This window comes from Streptomyces sp. NPDC044044 (genome assembly GCF_056434405.1).
This window is the reverse complement of the sequence record NZ_JBWKFG010000012.1, coordinates 213,867-236,754: the sequence shown is the minus strand read 5'-3', so window position 1 is coordinate 236,754 and position 22,888 is coordinate 213,867. Positions and strand designations below refer to the sequence as shown.

Genomic DNA, 22,888 nt, shown 5'->3' with positions numbered 1-22,888 from the left:
AGCCCCTTCTCACCAGGCGATCACCGGGCTCTTCAGGCGAGCGGCGCCAGCCGGGCCGCCGTCAGGGCGGGGCCGTCCCCGCCCTCGTACGCGTCCTCGTCGAACGGGTACAGCGGGCGCTCGACCCGGTGGTGACCGAGCCGCAGCAGGTCCTGGTCGACGCCGCCGGGAGTGAGGGCGAGGAGCCAGTCGGCGGCCATGTCATGGAGCTCGGGCTCCAGATAGCCGATCTTGACCACGACCAGGTCGAAGGTGCGCGGGTCGATGCCGAGGCCGCCGTCCGCAGGTCCCATGAAGTCCGCGAGGGTGTGGAAGGGCTTGCGGCGCTCGACCAGGATCACGGTCACGCCGCCGGTCTGCACGGCCGCCATGTCGACGCCCCGGTCGTACGCGCCGCCCTCGGCGCGGTCCTTCTGCTCGGCCGCACGCTGCAACGCCACGACGGTGCCGGTGAGTTCGTAGGGGCCCCCGTGGTGCGCGTCGACCTTGCCGCCGACGCTCAGGGTGACCTCGGCGCCCACTCCGGCCTCGAAGCAGCGGGCGACGGCCACGGGGTCGGTGATGCCGGGGTGGACCGCGGTGACCTTCCCGGAGCGGATCGCGTCGTTCTCCAGGAGCTTGCCCAGCATGTACGCCAGGTCGCCGGCGCCGCCCGCCGTGGGGTTGTCGCCGGAGTCGCTGATCAGGAAGGGCCGCTTCGTCGAGGCCACCGCCTGTGCGATGCACTCCTTCGCGCCGCCGGTGGGGCCGACGAAGAGGAAGTCGCGGCGCGCGTCCCAGTAGCGGCGCGCGAGCTTCTCGGCCTCGGCGGCGGCCAGTTCGGCGTCGTCGCCGGTGACGACGATCGCGGCCTTGCAACGCGGTTCGTCCGCCCAGGCGTAGCCGACCCACATCGCCGCGTCGAGGATGCCGGGCAGCTGCTCGATGTCGGCGAGCGAGGCGTAGAGGGACTTGGCGGGCTCCAGGCGGGTGCTGGTCTTCTCGCCGGGCAGGAGCACCGGCACCTGCACCCAGGCGCGGTGCGGCCGGGTGCCCTCGCGCAGGCAGCGCACGAGATTGCGTGCGGCGCGCTCGCGGGTCTCCCAGGCGTCCTCGTGCGGGGCGAGGCGGTGCGCGGTGAGCAGGTCGATCGGCTCGGCGAACCGGCGCGAGACGTTGCCGTGCAGGTCCATGGCGGTGGAGATCATCGGGCGTCCGCCGTCGGGGGTGCCGACGGCGTCGAGTGCGGCGCGCACCGCTTCCGTCAGGTCGGCTTCGGCGTCGGTCAGGCCGATGACGCTCATCGCGCCGTGGATGTCGTAGACCAGGCCGTCCAGGGGGCCCGCTTCCCGTATGCGCGTGACCAGTTCGTCCTTGAGGATCAGGTACGACTGGGCCTCCACCGGACCGCCGGGCAGCGAGGTGGCGTGCAGGAGAGGCACCCACTCGACCGTGTAGGCCAGGTCCGAGTCCGGCTGGGTCCAGGTGTAGCGGTCCAGGAGGTCCTGGCCGCGGGTCTGGCGGAAGTCGTCGGTGGTGGAGCGGTGCGGGCAGAAGGTCGAGGACTCGATGCCGATGCCGCCGATGCCGATGCGGAGGCGGCGCTGGTTCGTCGCGGGGGTGGTCATGCCTGGACGCTCTCTTCCTGGGACGACGGGTCCTGGGGTGCCGGGGAGTGGGGGAGGTTCTGGCGCAGGGCGGTGAGTCCGGCGCCGAGCAGGCCCGCGTCGCGGCCGGTCACGGTGGTGGTGATCTCCAGGTCCGCGGTGGCCAGGGGCAGGCAGCGCTCGTAGAGGACGCCTCGTACGGCGGCGACGAGCGGTTCGGCGGTGGCCAGGACACCGCCGAGGGCGACGGCCTGGGGGTTGAAGAAGTTCACGACCACGGACAGGACCGTGCCGATGTGCCGTCCCGCGGTGCGGACGAGGGTGGTGGCCTGCGGGTCGCCGTCGGCGACGAGGCGCAGGAGTTCGGTGGTGTCGTCCACCTCGACGCCCTGCAGGGCGAGTTCGCGGATGAGGGCGGCGCCGCTGGCCACGGTCTCCAGGCAGCCGATGTTGCCGCAGCTGCACGGGCGGTCACCCGCCGCCTCGATGCGTACGTGACTGATGTCGCCCGCGGCGCCGCCCGCGCCGTCGTGCGGGCGGCCCGCCACGATGACGCCGCTGCCGATGCCGCGGCCCGCCTTGACGACGACCATGTGGTCGAGGCCGGGGCGCGCGGTGCGGTGCTCGCCGACGGCCATCATCGTGGCGTCGTTGTCGACGGTGACGGGGATGCCGAGGCGTTCGGCGAGGACGTCGCGCAGCGGGTAGCGGTGCCAGCCCGGCATGCGGGACGGGCTCAGGACGCGGCCCTCGGCGGGCTGTACGGGACCGGGGAAGGCGACACCGAGGGCGCGGACGGCGCGGCCCGCCTCGCGCTGGCGGGCGCCCATGTCGGCGACCTGGCCGCAGAGCCAGTCGACGGCGGACTCGGGGCCCGCGGTGATGTCGTGCGGCAGGTCGACGGCGTCGAGGACCGTGCCGCCGAGGTCGACGACGCCGATGCGCGCGTGGTGGCTGCCGAGGTCGGCGGCGAGTGCGACGCCGCCCTGCGCGTGGACGCGGAGCAGCCGGGGGCGGCGGCCTCCCCGTGACGCGCCCTCGCCGGACTCGGTGAGCACGCCCGCGGAGACGAGTTCCTGCACGCGCAGCGACACGGTGGAGGGGGCGAGCCCGAGCTCCCGCACGAGATCGGCCCGGGAGGAGGCGGCGCCCGAGGAGACCAGCTGCAGGATGTGCTGCGCCGACCCCGGTTCGCCGTGCGGTGTACCGGACATGCCGCCCCCAGTTGCTTCGATCAGTTCGTTCGACATCGGGACGAACACTAGGTCCCCTCAAAGCAAGTTGGCCAGACCCTCCCGATTTTGAGACTTCTTGCCGAACGAAGCTCTTGACTTGATTTTGTCGCCAGACCTAGCGTTCAGGCGCCGCCCGTCGATCTCCGGCACGGTCCGGCTCTCGCATCCTTGGAGGCCCTTCGCCATGCGCTCAAGGCGATCACGTCCCCGCGCGCGGCGCCGCGCTCTCATAGCCGCGGCGGCATCCGTCGCCGCGCTCGCCCTCACGGCAGTGACCGGCTGCACGAAGGAGGGCGGCCGCGTCGACATGGGCCCCACCGGCGGCACTCCGGTCGAAGGGGGCACCGCCACGATGGCGCTGCCGCCCGCCGCGACGCCGAACTGGATCTTCCCGATCGGCGCCCCCGGCTACGGCGCCTCGTACAACTACGGGATCCAGTCGCTGCTCTTCATGCCGGTGTACGACGCCGTGCAGGACAAGGGCGAGCTGACCACGCACGGCCCGAGCACCCTCGGCGGGAAGCCGGAGTTCAGCGACGGCAACAAGACCGTGACGGTGCCGCTGCGCGAGGGCGTGACGTGGTCCGACGGAAAGCCGGTCACCGCACGCGACATCGAGTTCTGGTTCAACCTCGTCAAGGCCAACAAGGCGAGCTGGGGCAACTACTCGGTCGGCACGATGCCCGACAACGTCAAGCGCTTCGAGACCGTCGACGACCACACCGTGCGCCTGCACCTGAGCCGCGCGTACAACCCCGACTGGTTCACCGCCAACCAGCTCACCCTGATGCGGGCCCTGCCCCAGCACGCCTGGGACGCCAAGAACGACGGCGGCGAGGTCGGCGACTGGGACCGCACGAAGGACGGCGCCAAGGCCGTCTTCGCACGGCTCACGCGGCACGCCAAGAGCCTGGGCTCGTACGGCTCCGACCCGCTGTGGAAGACGGTCAACGGCCCGTGGAAGCTGGCGGGCTGGCGCGACAGCGGCCAGGTCACCATCGTCCCGAACGACAAGTACACCGGCCCCGCGTCCCAGCGCCCGCACCTCGACAAGGTCGTCTTCAAGCCCTTCACCACGGCCGACTCCGAGTACAACGTGCTGCGCTCGGGAGGCGTCGACTACGGCTACATCCCTCCCTCGGTGATGGCGCAGAAGGAGAAGTTCGAGGAGAAGGGCTACCGCGTCGATCCGTGGGAGGGCTGGGCGGCGACGTACATCGTCTACAACTTCAACTCCACGCACGCGGGCCCGATGATGGACCAGCTCTACATCCGCCGGGCGATGCAGCACCTCGTCGACCAGAAGGCGATGAGCGACGTCATCTGGCAGGGCAGCGCGACACCGACGCTCGGACCGGTGCCGGTGACGCCGAAGAGCCAGTACCTCTCCGAGGCGATGGAGAAGAACCAGTACCCCTTCGACGTCAAGAAGGCCAAGGCGCTCCTCACCGCGCACGGCTGGCGGACCGAGGACGGCACCGCACGCTGCGTGCGCCCCGGGACGGGCGCCGACGAGTGCGGCAAGGGCATCGCGAGGAACGCCCCGCTCGAACTCACCCTGCTCTCCCAGTCGGGCTCCACCGAGACGACGAACATGATGCAGGAGCTCAAGTCCTCGCTCTCCAAGGGCGGGATCGACCTCACCGTGCGCCAGCAGCCGCTGAACTCGGTGCTCGGCAACTCGGTGCCCTGCAAGGCCAAGGACCCCGGCTGCGACTGGGACATGTCGTTCTTCGGGACGGCCGGCAGCTGGTACTACCCGCTCAACCCCAGCGGTGAGCAGCTCTTCTCCACCGGCGCCTCCGCCAACTTCGGCAACTACAGCGACAAGAAGGCCGACCGGATCATCCGCGCCGTGCAGTACTCGCCCGACATGAAGGCGATGCACGCGTACGGCGAGTACCTCGCCGAGCAGCTCCCGGTGATGTGGATGCCCAACCCCGCCTATCAAGTCTCCGTGATCCGCAACGACTTGCGGGGCATCGGCCAGAACCCCACCGTCACGTTCGCGCCGCAGGACTGGTACTACGTCAAGAAGAAGGGAGCCGACAAGTGACCGGCTTTCTGGTCAAGCGCTTCCTTCAGGCGCTCGTCGTGCTGTTCCTGGTCTCGATCATCGTCTTCACCCTGCTCCACATGCTGCCCGGCGGCCCCGCGCGCGCCATCCTCGGCCCGAAGGGCACACCGCAGCAGATCGAGCACTTCAACCACCAGCAGGGGTACGACCGTTCGCTGCCCGCGCAGTACGTGATGTACCTGAAGCGGCTGTTCACCGGCGACCTCGGGGAGTCGTTCAAGCTCAACTCGCCGGTCTTCGACCTGCTCAAGCAGCGCCTGCCCAAGACCCTGCTCCTGACGGTGCTCTCCACAGCGCTCGCGGTGGTCATCGCGGTCCCGCTCGGTCTGCTGCAGGCGGTGCGGCGCGGCAAGGCGTCGGACTACGCACTCACCGGCGTCGCGTTCCTCCTCTACGCGACGCCGGTGTTCTTCCTCGGCCTCATCATGATCATCCTGTTCGCACAGGTGATGCCGATCCTCCCGGCAGAGGCACCACAGGGCGAGAGCGTCGGTGAACTCCTCGGCGATTTCACGGGGCTGGTCCTTCCCGTCGTCACCATGGCGTTCGGCATCGTGGCGATGTTCAGCCGCTACATGCGCTCGGCGGTCCTCGACAACCTCACCGAGGAGTACGTCCGTACGGCGATGGCCAAGGGCCAGTCGAGCCGCCGGATCATGGTCCGCCACGTCCTGCGCAACGCGCTGATCCCGCTGGCCACCCTGCTCGGCCTGTATCTGCCGACGCTCTTCAGCGGCGCGCTCGTCGTCGAGTCGATGTTCAACTACCCCGGCATGGGGCTGCTGTTCTGGAACGCGGCGCAGGGCTCCGACTTCCCAGTGCTGCTAGGCGTGACGCTCGTCGTCGGTGTCGCCACCGTCGTCGGCTCGCTGCTCACCGACATCCTGTACGCCGTCCTCGACCCCCGGATCCGGAGCGTGGCATGAGTACCGCGACCGCAGACGTCACCCCAGAGGCCGCTCCGGGGAACGAGGCGGCGGCCCAGGCCACGCCCTCGCTCGCCCGCCGCACGCTCCAGGTCTTCACCGGCAACAAGCTCGCCCTGACGGGCGTGGTGGTCCTGGTCCTCCTCCTGGCCTTCAGCTACCTCGGACCGCTCCTGCACCCCACCGAGCAGGTGCACACCGACCTCACCCGGGCGAACCTCGCGCCGGGCAGCCCCGGCCACCTCCTGGGCACCACCGACCTGGGCTACGACATGGTCGGGCGGCTGATGGTCGCCGGGCAGACCTCGCTCGAGATCGGCCTGGCGGCGGGCCTGTTGGCGACGCTCTTCGGGACCGTGTACGGCGCGGTCGCGGGGTACTTCGGCGGCTGGGTGGACGCTGCCATGATGCGGATCACGGACGCCGCGCTCGCGATCCCGGCGATGTTCCTGCTGGTCGTGGTCGCCGCGATCATCACGCCCAGCAAGGGCGTCCTCATCGTCATCATCGCCTCGGTCGCCTGGCTCTCCCCCGCCCGCCTCGTGCGCGGCGAGGCGCTCTCGCTGCGCGACCGCGAGTACGTCCAGGCGATGCGGATGATGGGCGGCGGCGGCGCGCGTGCCGTGTTCAAGCACATCGTGCCGAACGCGATCGGCACGGTCATCGTCAACTGCACCTTCCAGATCGCCGACGCCATCCTCTACGTCAGCTATCTGGCCTTCCTCGGCCTGAGCATTCCGCCGCCCTCGGCCGACTGGGGCTCGATGCTCTCGGCCGGCATCACCTACACACAGAACGGCTACTGGTGGCTGATCTTCCCGCCGGGCATCGCGATCGTCCTGGTCGTCGCCGCGTTCAACTTCATCGGTGACGGACTGCGGGACGCGTTCGAAGTACGGCTGAGGAAGTAAGGGAGAACCGACGAGATGACCGAGCCACTGCTCACAGCCGAGCCGCTGCCCGCGCCCGAGCCGCTGCTCAGGATCGACGATCTGCGCGTCGACATCGCCTCGCGCGAGCGCACCGTCCACGCCCTCGACGGCGTCAGCCTCGAACTCGCCCCGGGTCAGGCCCTGGGCATCGTCGGCGAGTCGGGCTGCGGCAAGACGATGACCGCGCTCAGCGTCCTCGGACTGCTGCCGCCCGGCGGCGAAGTCACCGGCGGACGCGTCCTGTTCGACGGCCAGGACCTGGCCAAGGCCCCCGCCCCGGTCCTTCAGGGCGTACGGGGCAACACCATCGGCATGGTCTTCCAGGACCCGCTCACCTCACTGAACCCGACGATGACCATCGGCGCGCAGGTGGCCGAGCCGCTCGTCCTGCACCGCCCCGACCTGAGCAGGAAAGAGGCGTGGGCGCGGGCCGAGGAGATGCTGCGCCTGGTCGGCATGCCACAGCCCGCCGAGCGCATGAAGGCCTATCCGCACCAGCTGTCCGGCGGCATGCGCCAGCGCGTGGCGATCGCCATGGCCCTGGTCTGCGAGCCGAAGCTGCTCATCGCGGACGAGCCGACCACCGCCCTGGACGTCACGACGCAGCACCAGATCCTGGAGCTGATCGACGGCCTGCGCGAGCGGCTCGGCATGGCGATGATCCTGGTCACGCACGACCTGGGTGTCATCGCCAACCGGGTCGACCGGGTCGCGGTGATGTACGCGGGCAAGGTCGCCGAACAGGCGGACGTGCGCGGCCTGTTCGCGCGACCCCGGCACCGCTACACGGAGGCGCTCTTCGCCTCGCTCCCCGAGCGCGCCGCGGACAGCGGCACCGCGCTCCACACTATCCCGGGCCTGCCACCGAACCTGGCGGTGCGCCCCACGGGGTGCCGCTTCGCCCCGCGCTGCACCTTCGCGACGGACGAGTGCCGCACGCGGGAGCCGCAGCTCGCGGACGACGAAGTGCGCGGCGGCGAGCACCGGTTCGCCTGCTTCCACCCGGTGCCGGAGAACGCCACGGAGGCGGAGGTCGTGATCCCGCCGGCCGTGCCGGCGCCGCGCGCCCCCGGCGACGTACTCCTCGAACTCGACTCCCTGGCCAAGGACTTCCCCCTCAAGGGCGGCGCCTTCTCGCGCAGCCGGGGCACGGTCAGCGCGGTCGGCGGAGTGTCCCTGGAGATCCGCAGGGGCGAGACCTTCGGCATGGTCGGCGAGTCCGGGTGCGGCAAGACCACGCTCGGGCGGATCGTCGCGGGCCTGGAGGAGCCGACGGCCGGACACGTGCGCTTCGACGGGCACGACCCCGCCCGCATGTCACGGACGGAACGGCGGGCGCACCGGCGGCGCGTGCAGCTGATGTTCCAGGACTCCACGGCCGCCATGGACCCCCGGATGCGGGTGGGCGAGATCCTGCGGGAGCCGCTCGTCATCCAGGGTGTCGGCAGCCGCGCCGACCAGGAGAAGCTGATCGGCGAACTCCTGGACGCGGTCGGCCTGCCGCGCGGCGCCGTGCACCGCTACCCGCATGAGTTCTCCGGCGGCCAGCGTCAACGCCTGGGCCTGGCGCGGGCGTTGACGCTCTCCCCCGACCTGGTGGTCGCGGACGAGCCGGTCTCCGCGCTCGACGTCTCCGTCCAGGCGCAGATCCTGAACCTGATGCGGGAGCTGCAGCGGGAACGCGGTCTGACGTATCTGTTCATCTCGCACGACCTGGCGGTGGTGCGCCACCTCGCGGACACGGTCGGCGTGATGTACCTGGGCAAGCTCGTCGAGTCGGGGCCTGCCGCACAGGTGTACGCGCACCCGCTGCACCCCTACACGCGCGGGCTGCTCGACACGGTCAACCTGCCGGACCCGCAGGCCTCGGACGGAGTGGACCGCACTCCCCTGGAGGGCGAGACGCCGTCGGCCGCCAGGCCCCCGTCGGGCTGCCGCTTCCGCACCCGGTGTCCCGTGGCCCAGGAGGTGTGCGCCACCACGGAGCCGCTGGTGAGCACCCCGAACAGTGCGGGACATCAGGTCGCGTGCCACTTCCCCCTGTCCGCGCCTCGGCTAGCGTCGGCAGTGTGAAACTCGCGGAAGCACTGACCCGACGCCCGCTCGTGCTCGACGGCGGCCTCTCCAACCAGCTGGAGGCCGCCGGGCACGACCTGAGCGATGCCCTGTGGTCGGCGAGGCTGCTGGCCGACGAGCCGGAGGCCGTCGCGGCGGCGCACCGGGCCTACTACGAGGCGGGCGCGGACATCGCCACCACGGCGAGCTACCAGGCGACGTTCGAGGGCTTCGCGAAGCACGGCATCGACGCGCTGAGCACCGCCGAACTGCTGCGCCTGAGCGTGGAGTTGGCGCGCGAAGCAGGCGCGGACGTGGGCCGCGAGGTATGGGTGGCCGCGTCCGCGGGCCCGTACGGGGCGATGCTCGCGGACGGCTCCGAGTACCGGGGCCGCTACGGCCTGACGGTGGCGGAACTCGAACGCTTCCACCGCCCGCGCCTGGAGGTCCTGGCCGACGCGGAGCCGGACGTCATCGCCCTGGAGACGGTCCCGGACACCGACGAGGCGCGGGCCCTGCTGCGGGCTGTGCGCGGCCTGGGGGTGCCCGCCTGGCTCTCGTACACCGTCTCCGGCGGCTACACACGGGCGGGCCAGCCCCTGACGGAGGCCTTCGCCCTGGCGGCCGACGCCGAGGAGATCCTCGCGGTCGGCGTCAACTGCTGCGACCCGCAGGACGCGGACGCGGCGGTGCGCCTCGCCGCGCGGATCACGGGCAAGCCGGTGGTGGCCTACCCCAACAGTGGCGAGACGTGGGACGCGACCGCCAGGGCGTGGCGGGGCCCTGCCCACTTCAGCGCGGGCCGGGTCACGGGATGGCGGGACGCGGGGGCGCGGCTGATCGGGGGGTGCTGCCGGGTGGGGCCGGAAACGATCACGCAGGTGGCCGCCGAGCTGTCGGGCGACGGGCCGAAGTGAGGGACCGAGGACGTGCGCCACATCCGTCACTCCCGACCTGACCTGCGAGAACGCCCTGCCCAGGGGTGACTGTCAGTGCCGAGGTGCAGACTGAGCCATACCTGTGACAACGACGTCCCGGAGGTGGCTCACCATGGCCGAGATCATTCTCACCGTAGGCACCCGCAAAGGCCTCTTCATCGGCCGCAAGCGCAGCGGCGCGAGCACCTGGCAGTTCGACGAGAGTCCGTACTTCAATGCCCAGGCCATCTATTCGGTGGCCATCGACACCCGCGCCGAATCCCCCCGTCTCTTGGTGGGCGGCGACAGTTCCCATTTCGGCCCGTCCGTCTTCCACTCCGACGACCTCGGCCGGACGTGGACGGAACCGCCCAAGGCGGCCGTCAAGTTCCCCAAGGACACCGGGGCCTCCCTGGAGCGGGTCTGGCAACTGCACCCCGCCGCAGCCGAGCCGGACGTGGTGTACGCGGGCACGGAACCGGCCGCCCTGTACAAATCGCGGGACCGCGGCGAGACGTTCGAGCTCGTGCGCCCGCTCTGGGAGCACCCCACACGCGACAAGTGGGTGCCGGGCGGCGGCGGAGAAGGCCTGCACACGGTGCTGACCGACCCGCGCGACCCGGACGCGGTGACGGTCGCCGTCTCCACCGCCGGCGTCTTCCGCACCCTGGACGGCGGCAAGAGCTGGGCCCCGTCGAACAGCGGCGTATCGGCGGCCTTCCTGCCGGACCCGGACCCGGAGTTCGGCCAGTGCGTGCACAAGGTCGCGCGGGACGCGGTCGATCCGGACCGCCTGTATCTGCAGAACCACTGGGGCGTGTTCCGCAGCGACGACGCGGGCGCGCACTGGACGGACATCGGCGAGGGACTCCCCTCCGACTTCGGCTTCGCCGCCGTCGCCCACCCGCACCGCGCGGACACCGCCTACGTCTTCCCGATCAACGCCGACATGGACCGCGTCCCCGCCGACCACCGATGTCGCGTCTACCGCACGAGCGACGCGGGCAAGAGCTGGGAGCCGCTGAGCGCGGGCCTCCCCTCCGGCGATCACTACGGCACGGTGCTGCGCGACGCGATGTGCAGCGACGACCAGGACCCGGCGGGCATCTACTTCGGCAATCGCAACGGCGAGGTGTACGCATCGGCGGACGACGGGGACAGCTGGCAGGAGTTGGCCTCCCACCTGCCCGACGTACTGTGCGTCAGGGCGGCGGCCATCGGTTGATCGACGCCCCCGTTACGGCAGTAGGGTGACGCCGTGGCACCACGACCCTTGCATGAAATCGTCGAAGCGGGCTGGGCGAAGGCCCTCGAACCCGTCGCCGGGAAGATCACCGAGATGGGCGGCTTCCTGCGCGCGGAGATCGCCGCGGGACGCACCTACCTCCCGTCCGGGCCGAACGTCCTGCGGGCGTTCCAGCAGCCCTTCGACGAGGTGCGGGTGCTGATCGTCGGTCAGGATCCCTACCCGACCCCCGGGCACGCGGTGGGTCTGTCGTTCTCGGTCGCGCCCGAGGTGCGCCCGCTGCCCGGCAGCCTCATCAACATCTACCGCGAGCTGGGCTCCGACCTGGGGCTCCCGCCGCCGACGAACGGCGACCTCACGCCCTGGACCCAGCAGGGCGTCCTGCTGCTCAACAAGGCGCTCACCACGGCCCCGGGGCGTCCAGCCGCGCACCGGGGCAAGGGGTGGGAGGAGGTCACCGAGCAGGCCATCAAGGCGCTCGCCGCGCGCGGACGCCCCCTCGTCTCCATCCTGTGGGGGCGTGACGCCCGCAATCTGCGGCCGCTGCTCGGCCCGCTGCCGTCGGTCGAGTCGTCGCATCCCTCGCCGATGTCGGCGGACCGCGGCTTCTTCGGCTCGCGCCCCTTCAGCCGGGCCAATGACCTCCTTGTCCAGCAGGGCGGGCAGCCGGTGGACTGGCGGCTTCCGTGACGGACGCCTCGTGTGTCATCGGGGTCGACTCGGGCGGTTCAGGGATGCGGGTCGCCCTCGCCGGTGCGGACGGGGCGGGCCTGCCTGCCCGGGTGAGCTCCAAGGAGCCGGTGCGCACCGGTGCGCGCGGCATCGACGCCGGGCACTTCACGGAGCAACTGGTGCCCATGGCGCGGGAGTTGCTGGAGCGGTCGGGCAGCGCCCGTATCGCTGCCGTGGCCATCGGCGCCGCGGGCATGGCGACCCTCGGTGACGACCTGCGCGCGGAGCTGCCGTCCGCGCTCCACGGGGCCCTTGGCGTCGGTCGCCTGGCGCTCGCCGCCGACGCCGTCACCGCGTACGCGGGCGCGCTGGGCGATCGCCCCGGCGCGGTCGTCGCCGCGGGCACCGGCATGATTGCGATCGGCACGGATCTGACCGCCTGGCACCGCGCCGACGGCTGGGGGCATCTGCTCGGGGACTGCGGAGGCGGCGCGTGGATCGGCCGCGCGGGCCTGGAGGCGGCGATGCGCGCGTTCGACGGCAGGCACGGCGGTTCGAAGGCGCTGCTCGCCCGCGCCGAGGAGCTCTTCGGCCCCGCGTCAGGAGTGCCCGGTCAGCTCTATCCCCGTACGGACCGGCCCGCGATGCTCGCCTCGTTCGCGCCCGAAGTGGCGCGCTGCGCCCCCGACGACCTCGTGGCCCGGGCGATCCTGCGGGACGCCGCCCGGCACATCGCCGAAGCCGCGGCGGCCGTCTGCCCGGCGTCCGGCGCGGGGGGCCGGGGCGAGCGGCCCGAAGTCGCGCTGACCGGAGGCCTGTTCAAGATGGGTGACGTGCTGCTCGACCCGGTGCGGGCGGAGCTGAAGGGCCGTCTGCCGCACGTGCGCCTCGCGCCGGCCGCGGGCGACCCGCTGGACGGCGCCGTGCGCATCGCCCGCGACATCGCCGCGCAGCGGTCGCGCCTGCCGCTCGACCCGCACATGCTCACCGTCCACACCGAGCACACCGATCACACCGAGCACACCGGGTACGACAGTTGACCACTTACATAGCGTGACAGTTGACCACTACGTAACTCATAAGACAAAAGCGGACTTATACCGCCCACCTGTACCCTCCCCGAACAGCGAAGCCCCCGAGACCAGTAGCATGCGGGGCCATGAGCTCCCCCACCGGGCCCGCATCAGGCCTGCCCGTACGAATGCCGCGACCCCGCCAGCCCGGTCGGCACCGCCGGCCGGAGCCCGTGGCGGCTCCCGAGAACGCGCCCGCGCTCGTTCTCGCCGTACCGGGCGTACCCAGCACCGCCACGCGCAGCCTCGCCGAAGAGGTCGTGAGCATCGCCCGCTCCGAGCTGCCCGGCCTTGACGCACGCATCGGGTACCTCGACGGAACCGAGGACGCCACGACCACCTCGTTCCCGGAGTTCCCCTCGCTGCAGTCCGTGCTCGCGCACGCCGCGACCGAGCGCACCGCCCGCTATGAGCAGGCGCGTGCCGCGGGGTCGGACGTCGCCGAGCCCGACGGCCCCGTCGCCGTCGTGGTGCCCCTCCTCGCGGGCCCCGACAACGCGCTGATGCGGCGCGTGCGCCAGGCCGTGATGGACAGCCGGGCCCCGGCCGAGCTGACGGACGTCCTCGGCCCGCACCCGCTGCTCGCCGAGGGGCTGCACGTGCGTCTGTCGGAGGCCGGGCTCGCCCGCGCCGACCGCGCCCGTCTGTTCACCGTGGCCACCGCGGCGGACGGCATCGTCCTCGCCACGGTCGGCGGCGAGGAGGCCGTACAGGCCGCCGGGATCACCGGCATGCTGCTCGCGGCCCGCCTCGCGGTGCCGGTGATGGCCGCCGCGCTCGACCAGGAGGGCGCCATCGCGAACACCGCGGAGGAGCTGCGCGGCTCCGGCTCGACGCAGCTGGCGCTCGCCCCGTACCTGATCGGTCCCGAGATCGACGGCAGCCTGCTCGACGCCGCCGCCAAGGAGGCCGGCTGCTCGGTCGCCGAGTCGCTCGGCGCCTACCCTGCCATCGGCAAGCTGGCCCTCTCCAAGTACACGTCGGCGCTCGGGATCGCCCCGCAGCAGCCGTCGGGCGCGCCGGTCCACTGACCGCACCGCGCCGGCAGACCTGATGCCGTCACGCCGTTGGGCCCGCCCCCTGATGCAGGGGGCGGGCCCGACGGCGTGAACGGGGCGCGGCGGCTCAGCCGAAGATCACGCAGGACGCGGCAGGGGCATCGACGGAGCCCGCGCGGCGCGGGATGCCCGTCGCCGGGTCGATCACGAACCAGGTCACGTCGCCGGACCGCTCGTTGGCCGCGTACAGGAACCGCCCGGACGGGTCGATGGCCAGGTCACGCGGCCAGTGGCCGCCGCAGGGGACGGTGGCGGTGAGCCGCGGCCTGTCCCCCGCGTCGTCGAGCGCGAGCACCGAGATGACGTCCTGGCCGCGGGTGGCGGTCCACAGGAAGCGGCCGTCGGGTGCGACGACGGCCTCCGAGGGGAAGGCCTCGCCGTCGCCGTCCGCGGGGCCCGGCAGGACGGCCGCCTCGCCGAGCGGCTTGAGGGCCCCGTCGGCGGCGTCCCAGGCGCAGATCGTGACGGTGGGGGCGAGCTCGTTCAGGACGTACGCACGGTCTCCGCGCGGGTGGAAGACGAGATGCCGCGGGCCGGATCCCGGCCGCAGCGCGATCTCACGGTGCAGGGTCGGCTCACCGTCCGCGGTGAGCTCGCACACGCGTACGGAGTCGGTGCCGAGGTCGACGCTGACCACCCAGCGGCCGCTCGGATCGGGCAGGACCTGGTGGGCGTGCGGCCGCTGCTGGCGCTGCGGGTGGGGTCCCGCACCGGTGTGCCGCAGGACGCCGGAGAGGGCGGGGGCGAGACTGCCGTCGGAGCGCACGGGCACGGCGGTGACGCTGCCGGAACCGTAGTTGGCGGTGAGGACGTGCCCGGCGTGCAGGGCGATGTGGGTGGGCGCCTCCCCGCCGACCGCCACCGGCGGCCCGGCCTGCTCGGCCTTGTCGCCGCTGAGGCGGTACGCCGCGACGGCGCCGTCGGACGTCTCGCTGACGGCGTAGAGCATGTCGCCCGCGGCCGACAGCGCGAGATACGAGGGATCGGCGACCGTGTCCGTGGCGCCGAGGACGGTCAGCGCACCGCTGTCCGTGTCGACGGCCGCGGTGAGGATCCCGGCCCCGCCCGCCGCGGTGAAGGACCCGATGTACGCCCGTTGACTGCTCCCGTGCCCGCCGACCACTGCGTTCCCCTCTCGACTCTCGACCGAGCACCGCGTCCAGGGGGCACTCGTGCGGCAGACGCTAGCAGTCGGTCTAGACCAAGGCGCTCTAGACCGGGGCGTCCCGGACCAGGGATTCACCGCACTCACCCCGCGTCCTGGCGAGGGCCTCGGGGTGGTGGACGTAGGCCGGATGCCGCTCCACGGTGTCGTACGTGCGGTGGAAGACGGGGGTCGTGCTGCCGGAAAGGGGCGGCACGATCCAGGACCAGTCGGCGCCGACGGCGCGGCCCTTGCTCTCCTCGCGGCCGAGGTGGGTCAGGAAGCGCCGGGACTCGGTGTGGTGGTCGGACATGGTGACACCGGCCCGGTCGAAGGAGTGGAGCACCGCGCGGTTGAGTTCGACGAGGGCGCGGTCCTTCCAGAGCGAACGGTCGCTGGCCGTGTCGAGCCCGAGCCGTTCGGCGACGCGCGGCAGCAGGTCGTAGCGATCGCTGTCGGCGAGGTTGCGGGCACCGATCTCGGTGCCCATGTACCAGCCGTTGAAGGGCGCCGCCGGGTAGCAGACGCCCCCGATCTCCAGGCACATGCAGGCCAGCGCGGGCACGGCGTGCCAGCGCAGTCCGAGCCCCGCCCACCAGGCGTGATCGGGGTGCTCGATCGGTACCTCCAGGACGGCGTCGGGCGGCAGCCGGAACCAGCGGGGCCCCTCCCCCGATCCCTGGATCACCAGGGGCAGTACGTCGAAGGGGGTGCCGGGGCCGCCCGGCCAGCCGAGGCCGCGCGCGAACGCGGTGATCCCGGCGTTGCGCGGGTCGCCGACGACACCTCCGCCGGGGCGCGGGTAGCCCGCGTACCGGATGAGCTGCTCGTTCCAGATGCGGGGCCCCGGACGGCCGGGCGCGTCGGGCGCGAAGACGGTGATGAGCGGCCTGATCCGCCGTCCGTCGCTGACGGCGGCGCGCAGATGGTCCGCCGACGCGGCGGCCACGTCGTCGGCGGCGGTCAGCTCCCTGCGGTCCAGGACGCGCAGGGAGCGCCAGTAGAGGCGTCCGATGCAGCGGGCGGCGTTGCGCCAGGCGAGCCGGGCGCCGAAGACGAGCTCGTCGTGCGTGTGGCGGTACGTCCCCGTCTCCGCGATCTCGGCGAACACCTGGGCGATCCGTGGCGCGGGGTCACCGCGGTGGGCCTCGCCGTGGTGGAGGCGGACGAAGTCGGCGGCGGCCCGGCGCAGGGCGGGCCCGGCCGGCGCGCCGTCCGCGGGGCGCGGCCACGACGGGGCGGCGGCCTCCTCATGGCCGCCGACACGCTCCGGGCAGGCCGTGTCGGCGGCACGCTGATGGAGATCGGCGGGGATCTCGGCACCCCGCGTACCGCGGTCCGCAGGGGCTCCGTGTCCGGCCCTGCGCAGGTAATTCCGCATGGCGCACCCCCTGGGGCGGCTCGGGGGCGCGAACCGCTCCCGCGCGGTCCGCACGTCTGTCAGCCGCGGAGTTACCCCTCTCATGGGGTGATCCACCCTGTGCGTGCGCGGTGAACATGCCTCAGACGCGGGCGAATTGTCCACCGTGACCGCGAACGGCAGGCCGGCGTGGGCCTCGCGGTCGGCGAGAGGTCAGGGATGGATCAGAGATGGGTCAAGGAGAGGTTGCCGCGGCCGCGGGCCCGGTGGCGTCCTTGATGGCGGGCAGTGCGAGGGCACCGGCCAGCTCGGCCAGTTCCTCGTCGGTCGGGCGGACGGGCCCCTCGGCGCCGTCCTCGGCGAAGGCCCGGATGCGCGGGGTACGGATCCCGGTCTTGTCCGCGATCGCCTGCGGCGTCAAATGACGGCGGCGCATGGTCTGTTGGAGTAGCTGAGACAGGTCGTCCATTGAGCTCTCCTGCCCCGCCCGCGTGCTCTCATGCCCCGCGCCTCACCACGCGGCGTCCACCGCACGGCGGGGCCGCCGTCATGAGGCCGCCGTCATCGGGGCAGAACGGCCCGGATGGTCTTGCCGTGCGGCCCGCTGGTCACGGTGACCGCCTTGGCCATGTGCTGGACCATGGGCCAGCCGAACCCGCCGGTGCCGCCGACCAGGTCGGGCGCCCGCTCCCGCGGTGGTCGCGGATCGGCGTCGCCGACCACCACCGCTACGCCGTCCGGCTCTGCCTGCAGGCGCAGGGAGCACGACGCCCCCAGCGCGTGGCGTACGGCGTTGGTGACGAGTTCGGACACCGCGAGTTCGATGCTCGCCGCGTCCTGGGTGTCCACCGGGGGGTCGAGCCTGTCCACGAAGGTGCGGGCGAAATCCCGCGCGTGGGCGACGGCTTCCGGCCGCTTGTCGAAAACCGCCTGGTCCGACGGTCCTGTGTCCAGTCGCATCCCGTGCGTCTTCATGAGCCCTCCTCGTACGGGGTGGCCTCTGTCCGAATATGGGGTGGCCGCTGTCCGAGATGCACACTTGCCCGTCATGCGGAATCTATAACGCTCGAACACATAACGGATCTTGTTGCGCGACGGGGTGCATGAAGCACCGGCGTCTGGGTACGTGCGCTTCACCGGCCGGTCGGGGGACGACGGAGGGCCGGTACGGACAGGGGAGGGCAACCATGACTACGGCCACCGGGACATCCACGGACACAGGCATCGCGGAGCTGCCGGAGATCGTCTCCCCGCAGGGGGTCGAGCCCAAGGACGCCCGCGACCTGTCGAAGCTGTTCTTCACCAGGCTCGCCGTACTCGAAGAGGGCACACCCGAGTACCAGTACGCCCGCAACACCCTCGTCGAGATGAACATGTCGCTGGTCCGGTACGCCGCAGGGCGGTTCCGCCATCGCAGCAACGACATGGAGGACATCGTCCAGGTCGGGACGATCGGTCTGATCAAGGCCATCGACCGCTTCGAGCTCTCCCGCGAGGTCCAGTTCGCCACGTTCGCCGTGCCGTACATCGTCGGTGAGATCAAGCGGTTCTTCCGCGACACCTCCTGGGCCGTCCACGTTCCGCGCCGCCTCCAGGAGGCCCGCGTCGAACTCGCCAAGGCGACCGACGAGCTGAGCACCCGTCTCGGCCGCGCCCCCAAGGTCGCTGAACTGGCCGAGCTGATGGACCTCACCGAGGACGAGGTCATCGAGGCACGCACGGCCTCCAACGGCTACAACTCCACCTCCCTCGACGCCACCCTCCACGGCGAACGCGACAACAGCGAGGCGGCCCTCGCCGACTTCATCGGCGCCGAGGACCCCGCCATGGAACTCGTGGAGGACTTCCACGCCCTGGCACCGCTGCTCGCCCAACTCGAGGAGCGCGACCGGCAGATCCTGCGCCTGCGGTTCGTCGACGAACTCACCCAGTCGCAGATCGGCGAACAGCTCGGCGTCTCCCAGATGCACGTCTCGCGTCTCCTGTCCCGGACCCTGGCCCGCCTGCGCGTCGGGATGCTCACCACGCGCTGACGCTCCCCGGTCGGGGGACGGGGGAGGAAAGGCGGCGTTGGGACCGCTCACGGGGCGTTAGCATCACTGCGCCGCTGATGTCCGACCGAGAAGGCGAATTCCCGCGATGGCCGACGACGCTTACCTCTTCCTCCTTCCTGACCGGCACCCCCGGCTGGGGACCGCGCTGGCTGCCGTCGGCACCCTTCAGTGCGCGGAGACCCCCGCCGTGCACGGCTGGCTGCAGGCTCACGACGTGTCGGCCTCGTCCGAACTGGTCAGGATCCTGCCCGCCGACGCCGAGGCGTTCATCCCCGAGGGCGCCGAGCGCCTGCCCATTCCGTTGAGCGAGGAGGAGGCGCTGCGGGTCCAGCAGGAGTGTGCGCCCCAGTCCGTCACGGACATGGAGGGCGAACTGCTGCAGTTCCGCGAGACGACCCAGGACTGGGAGGCGCTGGTGCACAGGGCGCTGGCCGCGGGCGTCCCCGGGCCGCGCATCGCCCAACTGACCGGCCTCGACCCGCAGGTCATCGGCCGTCTGACCGTCTGACGTGTGACCTCGCGCCCGACCGCGCGAAGTGCCCCCCTGCCGCTAGTCGGCGGCGGTCGGCCGCTTGGTGAAGCGGTGCCACCAATGCCGGCGGCGGGGATGCACGGCGCGGCCGAGCCTGCGGCCGATCAGCAGGTAACCCAGCACGGCGCCCGACGTGTTGAGCAGGACGTCGTCGACGTCGAAGGCCCGCCCGGTCACGAGGAAGCCCTGGGCCAGCTCGACGAGGAGCATCACCAGCGCCGTGACGGCGATGACGCGCAGGAGGCCCCGGGCCCGGGGCACGAGCACCGGCAGCAGCATGCCGAACGGCAGACCCAGGACGATGTTGCCGCCGAGCTGCTTGACGGTGTCGCGGAACGCGGGCTGTGCGAGATAGTCACGGATCGAGTCGCCGGGGCGCAGATTGCTGTGCGTCAAGGACTCGGAGGCGGCCGACGGCTCCAGCGTCAGCCGGGCGAGGAGCACGGCGAAGACCAGTGTCCCCGCGAAGGCCACCAGCATGGCCACGCCACGCGCCCATCGGGAGAGCGGCGGCACGCCGGGAGCGCTCGGGCCCCCCGCTTCTTTCACGGTCTTGCCCTGCGGAACTGTCCGTGCCATCACGAGCCTCCATTCAGGGAGTGTCTTGTCTGCTCAGGGGGTGTCTTGTCCGCGCTTTCCGCTGCCCGTCGGGTGGAGCCGGACCAAGTGCGCGGAGAGCGGAGATCATGTGGGGTCCGTACGGCCGAACAGACCGGCGTGCCCCGGCGGAAGCTGCGTGAGGATGCGGCGCAGCAGCGCGTCGTCGGCGACCTCCGCGACCGTGGCGAGCACCGCGGTGACGGCACGGCGGGCCTGCCCCGCGTCGATGTCGACGTGTGCGCCCACCGCCGCGACGAAGGCCGCGGGCGTCAGGGGTTCGCTGGCCGGTGAGCCGTCGGTGAGCAGCGGGCCGCACGGCCGGGGCAGCAGCCGGGCCAGATCCGTGCGGTCGTCCCCCACCAGGTGCGCGCCCAGGACCTCAAGGACGCCCTGCACGGCCCCTGCCGCCTCCTGCCGTTCCGCATAGCCTCCGCGGTCCTGGACGCGGTCAAGCAGCACTTCCACGGACTCGTTCATGGCCGCTCCTTCCTTCGAGCTCGTCGCAGTGGTGGGCGCGGGAGGGCTGCAGGACGGTGTCGGCCACGTCGAGCAGCGAGAGGCCGTCGCGTGCGCTCATCCCCTGCAGCCATGCCAACGCCTCGGCGACGGCGCAGTCTTCGCGGGCGGCGACGTAGTCGGCCGCCTGGTGGATGCGCTCCCAGCGCGCCGCGCGCGTGCTGGTGGTCCACACCGGGCGGCGGCTTCCTGTGCCCGCGTGCACGGGCCGCCAGCGCATCAGTGCGTCGAGGGCGAGACCGGCGGCGCGCTGCGCGTGGCTGATGTGGGTGGGGGTCACGTCGGTGTGCTCGGTGTAGTAGAGACACAGCACGCCGACCGGTGTGTGGCGGGAGTGCAGCGGCAGGGCCAGCACGCGCCGGGTGTCGGGCAGTTCCTCGGTCAGGGGCGGTCCGGTGCGGCACGGATAGTCGCGCAGGTCCGGCACGAACACGGGCTGCATGCCCAGTGCGGCGCTGACCGAGGGGCCGTCGGCGCGGGTGAACTGCGCGGCCTCGGCCTGCAGGGCGGGCTCGTCGGTGGCGTGCAGCAGTTGCCAGTGCTCGAGCCGTGGCAGCCAGGACAGGGCCGCACGCTGCGCGCCCAGGGACTCCGTGAAGGCGGTGCAGAGCCGGTTGGGCAGCGCGCGTCGCCCGACAGCCGCCGCCACCGACACGTCGTGCACGATCGACGGTGATTCCTCCGGCATGGTCAGCATCCCTTCCAGTCGCGCGCCTCACGGTCCGGCAGCACCCTCCGGACTGAGGCGCACGGCTGGGCCCGGCGCCCGGAGGAGCGGAAGTTCATCTACCACGCGACGGGCCAACCATGTGTCATCGGCCGGAGTCATCGATTGGTGTGACCGGTCCGACCCGCGGGCGACCGAGGGGATGGCGCCTGCACAGGCCCTGCCCAGACCCCGCTCGGACCCTGCTCAGACCCTGCTCAGGCCCTGCTCAGGCCCCGATCAGAGGCGTACGCGTCGGGCTGCGCAGCGGCACGGCCAGTTCGACCAGTGCCTTCTCCAGGCCGTGCAGATGGGCAAGCACGGGCTCGAGGGGGGAGGGATGCGGCAGGGCGACGGCGTCGGTGGCCGGTCCGCCCGCGGCCTCCGGTGCGGTGAGCGCCTCCACCGCGGCCTCCACGCGCCAGCAGGCTGCGGCGAGCCGGTCGTCGTGCGAGGCCTCGGGGTCCGCGGCGATCGAGGCGAGCCCGCGCACCTCGCGGGCGCAGGCGTCGAGCAGCGCGAGCACCTGCCGTGCGCGTTCCTTGCGGGCCCGCAGCGGACTGAAGGGGTGCACCAGCGGGGCCAGCGAGAACCGCACCTTCCCGAGGAGCTGCTCCAGCTCGGCGACGCGCGGCGCCGGATCGGCGCTCTCGGACCCGGCGAGCCGGGCCGCGGCCTCCGCCGTGCAGGTGTGCACGCACCGCAGGGCGCGCTCGATCCAGGCGTTCGTCGTGGCGTGCGTGGTGACGGGCAGGACGAGGAGCACGGCGAGTACGGCGCCCAGCGCCCCCACGCCGGTCTCCGCGACCCGCAGCGCGAGCAGCCCCGGGTTCAGCACCCCGAGCAGTCCGTAGAGCACCCCGGCCATGACGGTGACCGCGAGCATCATCCAGGTGTAGGAGACCGCGGCCGTGTAGAAGATCCCGAAGACGCTGACGGCGACGATGACCGCCGAGGGCACCGGCGCACCGTGCAGCGGGACCGCGAGGACGAAGCCCGCGCCGATGCCGATCACCGTGCCGAGCACCCGCCGGAAGCTCCGTACCAGCGTCTCCCCGCTCGAGGCGGTGTTCACGAACACCCACCAGGTGGCGCCCACGGCCCAGTACCACCGCTCGTGGGAGAGCACCTGTCCCGCGGCGAGCGCGAAGGCGCCGCCGAGCGTCGCCTGGACCGCCTGCCGGGTGGTCGTCCTGGCAAGACCCCTGCCTCCCGGCACGGTGGGCGCGAGGACGGGCGGCAGGCGCCGCTCGTAGCACCACAGCCCGAACCGGACGGCCGACGATGCGCACAGCGACAGCAGGATGGCGGCGAACAGCTCGGGCAGCTGCTCCGGCACCGTGTGCAGGAACTGCGTCGCGAAGAAGGTCATGAACGCGAAGACCCCGAGCGAGTGCCCGCGCGGCCCCCACCGCCGCGCGTACACACCCGCGCCCAGTACGGCGAGGAAGGCGACGTCCCGTGCGACGGGTACGTCATGCAGGAACGCCGCGAGAGCAAGCACGGGAAACCCGACGACGGGCAGCAGAGCCGTGGTGAGGGCCTGGCCCCGCACGGTCGCGTCGCCCACGGTGAAGAGGGCGAGCAGCGCCGCGAGCCCACCGGTGATCGCCGCGACGAGCGAGTGCCCGGCCAGACCGCACACGGTCACCGCCAGCGCGATGCCGATGACGGCCCGCGCGGCGAACCGCAACCGCACCCGCCCCGGGTCCGGCGCCACGAACACCCTCTTCAGCACGGCTTCCCCGCCCCTTTCGCGTCCAGCTCGACCTGCGCACATGGAAAAGGCGCCGCGGGGATCCGCAGCGCCATCGACAGACACATCACACCATCCAAGGCCCTACTGGCTCAACCGACACCAGTTTCACTGAGCCATTGGCCCACTCTCACGGCATCACACCGAGCCACAGAAGGACCAACGGACCATTCTCGCCGCCGCGGCCCCCCGCACCGGCGGCACGCCGGGGTACCGCGCGAACACCCCGTCGTAGGCTGTCAGTTCTCACGACTGAGGAGTCGACATGGCCGGAGTCATCAACCGCATCAAGCAGTTCATCCGAAGCCCTCAAGGGCAGCGGGCGATCCACCAGGCCCGCCAGGCATCGGCCGACCCCAAGAAGCGCGCCCAGGCCAAGCGGATGCTCGGCAAGTTCCGAGGGCGCCGCTGAGCCTCAGGAGACGGCGTGGGACGGCGGCGAT

General features: G+C 72.0%; 22 protein-coding genes. 12 read left to right on the top strand and 10 right to left on the bottom strand.

Annotation, left to right across the window (positions count from 1 at the left end):
• Positions 1–32: 32 nt before the first annotated feature.
• Both AC07AG_RS38450 and AC07AG_RS38445 read right to left on the bottom strand, forming a co-directional pair.
• Positions 33–1,607 (bottom strand): M81 family metallopeptidase, encoded by a 1,575-nt coding sequence (locus AC07AG_RS38450; RefSeq protein WP_478761347.1) that lies wholly within the window; start codon positions 1,605–1,607, stop codon positions 33–35.
• On the bottom strand, positions 1,604–2,836 hold the full coding sequence (locus AC07AG_RS38445) for an ROK family protein (RefSeq protein ID WP_478761346.1): 1,233 nt from the start codon (positions 2,834–2,836) through the stop codon (positions 1,604–1,606). Before AC07AG_RS38445 ends, AC07AG_RS38450 begins: the two co-directional genes overlap by 4 nt.
• 169 nt (positions 2,837–3,005) lie before the next feature.
• Between AC07AG_RS38445 and AC07AG_RS38440 the strand changes: the two genes are divergently transcribed.
• From AC07AG_RS38440 to AC07AG_RS38400, 9 genes are all read left to right on the top strand, one after another.
• Entirely contained in the window at positions 3,006–4,877 is a 1,872-nt protein-coding gene (locus AC07AG_RS38440) for a peptide ABC transporter substrate-binding protein (RefSeq protein ID WP_478761345.1), read from the top strand.
• Positions 4,874–5,824, top strand: coding sequence for an ABC transporter permease (locus AC07AG_RS38435; protein ID WP_478761344.1), 951 nt, complete (start codon positions 4,874–4,876; stop codon positions 5,822–5,824). The genes AC07AG_RS38440 and AC07AG_RS38435 overlap by 4 nt, the downstream gene beginning before the upstream one ends.
• Complete coding sequence (locus tag AC07AG_RS38430) at positions 5,821–6,735, top strand: ABC transporter permease (protein WP_478761343.1); 915 nt, start codon at positions 5,821–5,823, stop codon at positions 6,733–6,735. The genes AC07AG_RS38435 and AC07AG_RS38430 overlap by 4 nt, the downstream gene beginning before the upstream one ends.
• Positions 6,736–6,750: 15 nt before the next feature.
• Positions 6,751–8,829 (top strand): ABC transporter ATP-binding protein, encoded by a 2,079-nt coding sequence (locus tag AC07AG_RS38425; RefSeq protein ID WP_478761341.1) that lies wholly within the window; start codon positions 6,751–6,753, stop codon positions 8,827–8,829.
• Positions 8,826–9,728 (top strand): homocysteine S-methyltransferase, encoded by a 903-nt coding sequence (gene mmuM, locus AC07AG_RS38420; protein ID WP_478761340.1) that lies wholly within the window; start codon positions 8,826–8,828, stop codon positions 9,726–9,728. Before AC07AG_RS38425 ends, mmuM begins: the two co-directional genes overlap by 4 nt.
• 133 nt (positions 9,729–9,861) lie before the next feature.
• On the top strand, positions 9,862–10,953 hold the full coding sequence (locus tag AC07AG_RS38415) for a WD40/YVTN/BNR-like repeat-containing protein (protein ID WP_478761338.1): 1,092 nt from the start codon (positions 9,862–9,864) through the stop codon (positions 10,951–10,953).
• A 33-nt stretch (positions 10,954–10,986) separates the two neighbouring features.
• Positions 10,987–11,664 carry a uracil-DNA glycosylase gene (locus AC07AG_RS38410; protein WP_478761337.1) on the top strand — a complete coding sequence of 226 codons (678 nt, stop codon included), beginning with the start codon at positions 10,987–10,989 and terminating at the stop codon, positions 11,662–11,664.
• On the top strand, positions 11,661–12,686 hold the full coding sequence (locus tag AC07AG_RS38405; protein ID WP_478761336.1) for an N-acetylglucosamine kinase: 1,026 nt from the start codon (positions 11,661–11,663) through the stop codon (positions 12,684–12,686). The genes AC07AG_RS38410 and AC07AG_RS38405 overlap by 4 nt, the downstream gene beginning before the upstream one ends.
• 119 nt (positions 12,687–12,805) lie before the next feature.
• Positions 12,806–13,750 carry a sirohydrochlorin chelatase gene (locus tag AC07AG_RS38400; RefSeq protein WP_478761334.1) on the top strand — a complete coding sequence of 315 codons (945 nt, stop codon included), beginning with the start codon at positions 12,806–12,808 and terminating at the stop codon, positions 13,748–13,750.
• Positions 13,751–13,844: 94 nt separating this feature from the next.
• On the opposite strand, the gene AC07AG_RS38395 is transcribed toward AC07AG_RS38400, so the two are convergent.
• From AC07AG_RS38395 to AC07AG_RS38380, 4 genes are all read right to left on the bottom strand, one after another.
• Positions 13,845–14,900 (bottom strand): lactonase family protein, encoded by a 1,056-nt coding sequence (locus AC07AG_RS38395; RefSeq protein ID WP_478761333.1) that lies wholly within the window; start codon positions 14,898–14,900, stop codon positions 13,845–13,847.
• Between the two features lie 88 nt (positions 14,901–14,988).
• The gene (locus tag AC07AG_RS38390; protein WP_478761332.1) at positions 14,989–16,302 is read right to left on the bottom strand and encodes a nitric oxide synthase oxygenase; all 1,314 of its coding nucleotides are present in this window, start codon (positions 16,300–16,302) and stop codon (positions 14,989–14,991) included.
• Positions 16,303–16,516: 214 nt separating this feature from the next.
• The gene (locus AC07AG_RS38385; RefSeq protein WP_478761331.1) at positions 16,517–16,750 is read right to left on the bottom strand and encodes an XRE family transcriptional regulator; all 234 of its coding nucleotides are present in this window, start codon (positions 16,748–16,750) and stop codon (positions 16,517–16,519) included.
• A 92-nt stretch (positions 16,751–16,842) separates the two neighbouring features.
• The gene (locus AC07AG_RS38380; protein ID WP_478761330.1) at positions 16,843–17,256 is read right to left on the bottom strand and encodes an ATP-binding protein; all 414 of its coding nucleotides are present in this window, start codon (positions 17,254–17,256) and stop codon (positions 16,843–16,845) included.
• Between the two features lie 212 nt (positions 17,257–17,468).
• On the opposite strand from AC07AG_RS38380, the gene AC07AG_RS38375 reads away from it, so the two are divergent.
• On the top strand, positions 17,469–18,314 hold the full coding sequence (locus AC07AG_RS38375; RefSeq protein WP_478761328.1) for an RNA polymerase sigma factor SigF: 846 nt from the start codon (positions 17,469–17,471) through the stop codon (positions 18,312–18,314).
• 106 nt (positions 18,315–18,420) lie between these two features.
• On the top strand, positions 18,421–18,843 hold the full coding sequence (locus AC07AG_RS38370; protein WP_478761327.1) for a DUF6003 family protein: 423 nt from the start codon (positions 18,421–18,423) through the stop codon (positions 18,841–18,843).
• A 42-nt stretch (positions 18,844–18,885) separates the two neighbouring features.
• Here AC07AG_RS38370 and AC07AG_RS38365 read toward each other — a convergent pair whose 3' ends face one another.
• The 4 genes from AC07AG_RS38365 to AC07AG_RS38350 all read right to left on the bottom strand — a co-directional run bounded on the left by AC07AG_RS38365 (position 18,886) and on the right by AC07AG_RS38350 (position 22,427).
• Positions 18,886–19,347: a VanZ family protein gene (locus AC07AG_RS38365; RefSeq protein ID WP_478761480.1), complete on the bottom strand. Its 462-nt coding sequence runs from the start codon at positions 19,345–19,347 to the stop codon at positions 18,886–18,888.
• A 204-nt stretch (positions 19,348–19,551) separates the two neighbouring features.
• Positions 19,552–19,944 carry a DUF2267 domain-containing protein gene (locus tag AC07AG_RS38360; RefSeq protein WP_478761325.1) on the bottom strand — a complete coding sequence of 131 codons (393 nt, stop codon included), beginning with the start codon at positions 19,942–19,944 and terminating at the stop codon, positions 19,552–19,554.
• On the bottom strand, positions 19,916–20,671 hold the full coding sequence (locus AC07AG_RS38355; protein ID WP_478761324.1) for a GAF domain-containing protein: 756 nt from the start codon (positions 20,669–20,671) through the stop codon (positions 19,916–19,918). The genes AC07AG_RS38360 and AC07AG_RS38355 overlap by 29 nt, the downstream gene beginning before the upstream one ends.
• A gap of 247 nt (positions 20,672–20,918) precedes the next feature.
• Positions 20,919–22,427, bottom strand: a complete 1,509-nt coding sequence (locus tag AC07AG_RS38350) for an FUSC family protein (protein WP_478761323.1) — start codon at positions 22,425–22,427, stop codon at positions 20,919–20,921.
• Between the two features lie 283 nt (positions 22,428–22,710).
• On the opposite strand from AC07AG_RS38350, the gene AC07AG_RS38345 reads away from it, so the two are divergent.
• Positions 22,711–22,857 (top strand): hypothetical protein, encoded by a 147-nt coding sequence (locus tag AC07AG_RS38345; RefSeq protein WP_249591406.1) that lies wholly within the window; start codon positions 22,711–22,713, stop codon positions 22,855–22,857.
• The last annotated feature ends 31 nt before the right edge of the window (positions 22,858–22,888 follow it).

What these genes read in the sequence shown, in the direction of transcription:
- AC07AG_RS38450 (WP_478761347.1), bottom strand. Translation starts at nt 1,607, where the DNA reads ATGACCACCCCCGCGACGAACCAGCGCCGCCTCCGCATCGGCATCGGC.
- AC07AG_RS38445 (WP_478761346.1), bottom strand. Translation starts at nt 2,836, where the DNA reads ATGTCGAACGAACTGATCGAAGCAACTGGGGGCGGCATGTCCGGTACA.
- AC07AG_RS38440 (WP_478761345.1), top strand. Translation starts at nt 3,006, where the DNA reads ATGCGCTCAAGGCGATCACGTCCCCGCGCGCGGCGCCGCGCTCTCATA.
- AC07AG_RS38430 (WP_478761343.1), top strand. Translation starts at nt 5,821, where the DNA reads ATGAGTACCGCGACCGCAGACGTCACCCCAGAGGCCGCTCCGGGGAAC.
- AC07AG_RS38425 (WP_478761341.1), top strand. Translation starts at nt 6,751, where the DNA reads ATGACCGAGCCACTGCTCACAGCCGAGCCGCTGCCCGCGCCCGAGCCG.
- AC07AG_RS38415 (WP_478761338.1), top strand. Translation starts at nt 9,862, where the DNA reads ATGGCCGAGATCATTCTCACCGTAGGCACCCGCAAAGGCCTCTTCATC.
- AC07AG_RS38400 (WP_478761334.1), top strand. Translation starts at nt 12,806, where the DNA reads ATGAGCTCCCCCACCGGGCCCGCATCAGGCCTGCCCGTACGAATGCCG.
- AC07AG_RS38390 (WP_478761332.1), bottom strand. Translation starts at nt 16,302, where the DNA reads ATGCGGAATTACCTGCGCAGGGCCGGACACGGAGCCCCTGCGGACCGC.
- AC07AG_RS38385 (WP_478761331.1), bottom strand. Translation starts at nt 16,750, where the DNA reads ATGGACGACCTGTCTCAGCTACTCCAACAGACCATGCGCCGCCGTCAT.
- AC07AG_RS38380 (WP_478761330.1), bottom strand. Translation starts at nt 17,256, where the DNA reads ATGAAGACGCACGGGATGCGACTGGACACAGGACCGTCGGACCAGGCG.
- AC07AG_RS38375 (WP_478761328.1), top strand. Translation starts at nt 17,469, where the DNA reads ATGACTACGGCCACCGGGACATCCACGGACACAGGCATCGCGGAGCTG.
- AC07AG_RS38370 (WP_478761327.1), top strand. Translation starts at nt 18,421, where the DNA reads ATGGCCGACGACGCTTACCTCTTCCTCCTTCCTGACCGGCACCCCCGG.
- AC07AG_RS38365 (WP_478761480.1), bottom strand. Translation starts at nt 19,347, where the DNA reads ATGCTGGTGGCCTTCGCGGGGACACTGGTCTTCGCCGTGCTCCTCGCC.
- AC07AG_RS38360 (WP_478761325.1), bottom strand. Translation starts at nt 19,944, where the DNA reads ATGAACGAGTCCGTGGAAGTGCTGCTTGACCGCGTCCAGGACCGCGGA.
- AC07AG_RS38355 (WP_478761324.1), bottom strand. Translation starts at nt 20,671, where the DNA reads ATGCCGGAGGAATCACCGTCGATCGTGCACGACGTGTCGGTGGCGGCG.
- AC07AG_RS38345 (WP_249591406.1), top strand. Translation starts at nt 22,711, where the DNA reads ATGGCCGGAGTCATCAACCGCATCAAGCAGTTCATCCGAAGCCCTCAA.